Origin of the sequence: Paramesorhizobium leguminum, from assembly GCF_003217235.1 — a bacterium.
In the GTDB taxonomy this organism is placed as follows: domain Bacteria; phylum Pseudomonadota; class Alphaproteobacteria; order Rhizobiales; family Rhizobiaceae; genus Paramesorhizobium; species Paramesorhizobium leguminum.
Genome location: NZ_QJTF01000051.1, coordinates 1 through 3,968, shown reverse-complemented (window position 1 = coordinate 3,968; position 3,968 = coordinate 1). Strand labels below are relative to the sequence as shown.

General features: G+C 60.2%; 6 protein-coding genes. 3 read left to right on the top strand and 3 right to left on the bottom strand.

Features of this window, described 5'->3' with window-relative positions:
- Window positions 1–30: 30 nt before the first annotated feature.
- Window positions 31–486, bottom strand: a complete 456-nt coding sequence (locus tag C7477_RS18510; protein ID WP_245411903.1) for a helix-turn-helix domain-containing protein — start codon at window positions 484–486, stop codon at window positions 31–33.
- Between the two features lie 511 nt (window positions 487–997).
- Between C7477_RS18510 and C7477_RS18505 the strand changes: the two genes are divergently transcribed.
- Window positions 998–1,318 (top strand): MobC family plasmid mobilization relaxosome protein, encoded by a 321-nt coding sequence (locus C7477_RS18505; RefSeq protein WP_110754807.1) that lies wholly within the window; start codon window positions 998–1,000, stop codon window positions 1,316–1,318.
- Here the strand turns inward: C7477_RS18505 and C7477_RS19330 are convergent.
- Window positions 1,239–2,411, bottom strand: coding sequence for a hypothetical protein (locus tag C7477_RS19330; RefSeq protein ID WP_245411902.1), 1,173 nt, complete (start codon window positions 2,409–2,411; stop codon window positions 1,239–1,241). The genes C7477_RS18505 and C7477_RS19330 overlap by 80 nt on opposite strands.
- Before the next feature lie 94 nt (window positions 2,412–2,505).
- On the opposite strand from C7477_RS19330, the gene C7477_RS19325 reads away from it, so the two are divergent.
- Window positions 2,506–2,847 (top strand): hypothetical protein, encoded by a 342-nt coding sequence (locus tag C7477_RS19325; protein ID WP_245411901.1) that lies wholly within the window; start codon window positions 2,506–2,508, stop codon window positions 2,845–2,847.
- 203 nt (window positions 2,848–3,050) lie between these two features.
- Window positions 3,051–3,491: a hypothetical protein gene (locus C7477_RS18495; protein ID WP_110754805.1), complete on the top strand. Its 441-nt coding sequence runs from the start codon at window positions 3,051–3,053 to the stop codon at window positions 3,489–3,491.
- A gap of 82 nt (window positions 3,492–3,573) precedes the next feature.
- On the opposite strand, the gene C7477_RS18490 is transcribed toward C7477_RS18495, so the two are convergent.
- On the bottom strand, window positions 3,574–3,756 hold the full coding sequence (locus C7477_RS18490) for a hypothetical protein (protein WP_110754804.1): 183 nt from the start codon (window positions 3,754–3,756) through the stop codon (window positions 3,574–3,576).
- Between the last annotated feature and the right edge of the window lie 212 nt (window positions 3,757–3,968).

Sequence of the window (3,968 nt, the reverse complement as noted above, 5' to 3'; positions counted from 1 at the left end):
TGGGCCGTAGGGCCGGGGGCAGGCGGATCACTAATCCTCCTGTCCAGCGGCAGGCAATTCAGGCTCGAAGCCGTCGAGAAATGCTTGTGAGGGAGGCGGAAGGCCGTCACCTGCAGGAAGCTGCCCTTCTCCGATCCGGGGGAGGCGGCGCAATGGTTTTTGATGCTCTAATTCGTCTCGGTCTGGCTGGTCTGTTTCGGAGACAACAACGGCGGCGCTGAACAAGCTATAGCGTAGGCCGTCGCGGGAACCCTGCCATGCAACACGGTCATTGACCACGTAAGCGTTGGTCTGACTGGTCGCGCCGATCTGGCGGACCTCGATCCAGTTGCCTTCTTCCAAATCGGTAATGGCTCGTCTCACGGATCGGGTGGACAGGTGGCAGAGCTTGGCGATTGTCTCTTGGCTGATCACCACCGCATTGTGTTCGCCGAGGTGCGCACAGAGGATGTGCATCACTGCGCTGGCGGCGGGCTTCTTCGCCAATAGTGCCCATGCTTCATGGGCTTCCCTATCGGTTTGTATCCAAGTACCGCGAGGCCGTTTTGCGGGGAGAGGAGAGGTCTTTGGCAATGTCAATAATCCGGCGAATATTTCCGATTTTGTGACATTTATAGGGATTTCGTTTCTGTTGTCAATTTTCTGGACATAAGAGTCCTCTCCACCGGACACGGGTGTCCTCTAGAAGCTGTCCAAACCGGACACCAGAGTCCTATACACCGGACTCTGGTGTCCGGTAGGTGCATCGTAAGTTATTGATTTTATTGCGCTTTTTTTTTGAGCCTTCTTATGATCTATAAGGGGGGCGAGCGGGCGCGCAAATCAAATAGCGCCGTAGCTCGCTCGCCCCCCTTATAGATCAGAGTCTTTTTCATTTTTTTGGTTTGATTTTTTAGAGCAAGCCAGCCTACTCTTGTGGCCACGCTTCGCGCGGTCCACTGCGAGGCTGGCGAGGGGATGCTTCGCCTCCCCTTCGAACCCCACCAAGAGAGCGGCAATGTGGCTGAAGATACGAACGACAGCAGAGGAACGATCAGCGTGGCAGACAAAAGCTGAGACGGCAGGCATGAGCTTGTCTGCACTGGTGCGCCATGCCGTGGAAGGCACTCGCCCCATGAAGCGGAATCGGGTTGAGGTTGACCCCGCCTTGGTGCGCCAGCTCGCCCAGATCGGCAACAACCTCAACCAACTTGCGCGATGGGCGAACCGCGACAAGCGGGCCGTGGAGGCGTTGGCCGTTATCGCCCGGCTCGTCGAGATCGAGCGCGAGATTGTCGCCTTGCGCCACAGCATCGAGAAGGTGCCGGATGCTGATTAAATTTTTCGCCCGCGGGCAAGGCAGCGGGCGTGGCCCTGTCGAGTATGCGACCCGCGCGGATCTGGAAGGCCGCGATCATGCGCCGCCGGAAGTCGTACGCGGGGACGCGCAGCGCACCGAGGAACTTATCGACAGCATCGACCGGAAATGGCGCTACACGTCCGGGGTAATCTCGTTCGCCCTCGGGGACGCGCCCACCGAGGCGCAACAACAGCAGGTGATGGACGAGTTCGAACGAGCGGCCTTCGCAGGGCTGGAAGCCGATCAGTATGATATCCTCTGGGTTCGTCACCAGCACACGGCGGGCGGGCGGGTGGAACTGCATTTCGTGACGCCGCGCATGGAGCTTACGACCGGCAAGGCTCTGAACATTGCTCCCCCCGGCTGGCAGAAACTCTACGATCCTCTCAGGGACGCGCTGAACTTTGAAAATGGTTGGGCGCGGCCAGATGACCCGGAACGCGCCCGTGACCTTCAGGCAGGCCCACAGAGGGCGGTGGAGCGCCTTCAGAGCCGCGAGGCTATTCACGGGTATGTCATGGCGCAAATCGAAGCCGGGGCCATCCATGACCGCGCCAGCCTTATTGCCAGCCTTGAAGACGCGGGCTTGCAGATCAACCGGCAGGGCAAGGATTACGTGACGGCGCTCGATCCGGAGAGCGGCGATAAATTCAGGCTGAAAGGAACGATCTATGAGCAGGGGTGGACCCACGAGCAGCACCTTGAGCGAGCGGTTGAGCGCGAAGTTGGAGGCCGATCGGAAGCAGATCGAGGAATTGACCTTGAGCGAGCACAGGAAGCTCGCGCAGAGCTTTCTCGCCGCATCGAGGGACGAACTCGCCACCATCAAGAACGCTATCCACGAGCAGAGCCTATCCACGATGCAGAACATGCGCGTGATGCTGCGATGGCCGCTCTGGACCGCAGCGGGCTGCATCGTGATCGTGCTGACGTCCTTGGCGTTGCTCTTGGTGGGGACATGGTGGATGCGCCAGGACCTGGCCGAGACGCGGAGAGCGATTATTGGCGAGCGCCAAGCCCTTTCGAGCCTCCGCGCCCAGACTGGCGGCGTCAAGGTGACGACGAGCGACAAAGGAACGTTTCTAGTCCTGCCCAAAGGGGCAGAGACGGGATGGACGTGCGACGAAACCCCATGCGTGAAAATCCCAGCCACGGAGTAACCGACCATGGACAAACTCACCCCGTTAGAGCGCGAGTTGATGCTCTCCGTCTCCGCATTGGTCGATGGCTCGAACAAGGAAATCGCCGCGCTGCGAGATTCCTTGAAGACCTACGACGCGAGCGCGACGAGAGGTATCGAGAGGCGCTTGGACGAGATCGAGCGCGTGCAGGACAGTCTGAGCGAGCGGATGAGCAATATCGAAAAACAGCACACAGAGGCATGGAAGAAGCTCACGGCGCTCTTACAAAATTGGGCCACGCACTTGACGGAATCCGAGAAGCGGTTGAGCGGCTACGAGACCGGCACACGGTCATTGACCGAGGCGCTGAAGAAGCTCGCGAAATAGTCCGCCAGCAGGAGCGGGGTCATCATCGCGACCATGGGCGCGGCTTCTCCTTGTGATCCGCCTGCCCCCGGCCCTACGGCCCAATTTGGAAAGAGCGGGCCGGGGGCAGGCTAGCCGTCGGCGCCCGTGGTGAATATCTCCTTAACGCGGTCCCGGTATCATCCGAGGGACTATCCCCGTGACTGTCCCGGAGACATGGCCCGATGCAAACCCTAGCGCTCACCTATCGCGAAATCGCCGACCGGCTTGGGATCAAGCCTGAATCTGCACGAAAGACCGCCCAACGGAGGCGGTGGCATAGGGTCACTGGAAACGATGGGACGGTTCGCATCCATGTCCCGGTTGAGGTCTTGGAAGGGGAGGGGGACAGTCACGGGGATCGTCCCGGCAATCCTGTCCATGCCCAGCTTGCCAAACTGGAAGCGGAAGTCGCGGGGCTGAAAGAACTGGTGCAGGCCGAACGCCGCCGCGCAGAGGCTGCGGAAACGGCGGCCGCCATGACGGCCGCGTTGATGAAGGAGCGGGAGGCCGATCTTAAAGCCGAGCGCGACCGATGGCACGAACAGGCGCAGCGGCTGGCGCTTGCTGCACCAGCTCGTCAACCTCGTGGCGTCCTTTCCCGGCTGTTGGCGCGTTCAGCATAGGACGGCGCGACGATCCAGACGGCGACGGTGAGGACGAATAGCGCAACGGACACGGCGGACGTTAGGCCGTAAATGAAATCGATCATTCCCGTTCCGGTTCTGCTGCGACAAGCGATTTCACCAGCGCGATCACCTCTTGCCGCTTGGCCGCGTCTTGCACCTGGATAAACGCACGGAGCAATTGTCTCCCGTCCTCGACCGACTGCCCATCGATCCCGCTTTCTGCCATTTCATCTTCGAAAGGCATTTCATCTTCGACAGTCATTTTTCCCCGCATGGTCATTGTGGTTGCACAAAACAGCATGGGACAGCCCTAAGTGTCAAATACGCCGGCGACACCTGCGCCGGCGGTTAGCCTGCCCCCGGCCCGCTCTTTCCAAATTGGGCCGTAGGGCCGGGGGCAGGCGGATCACTAATCCTCCTGTCCAGCGGCAGGCAATTCAGGCTCGAAGCCGTCGAGAAATGCTTGTGAGGGAG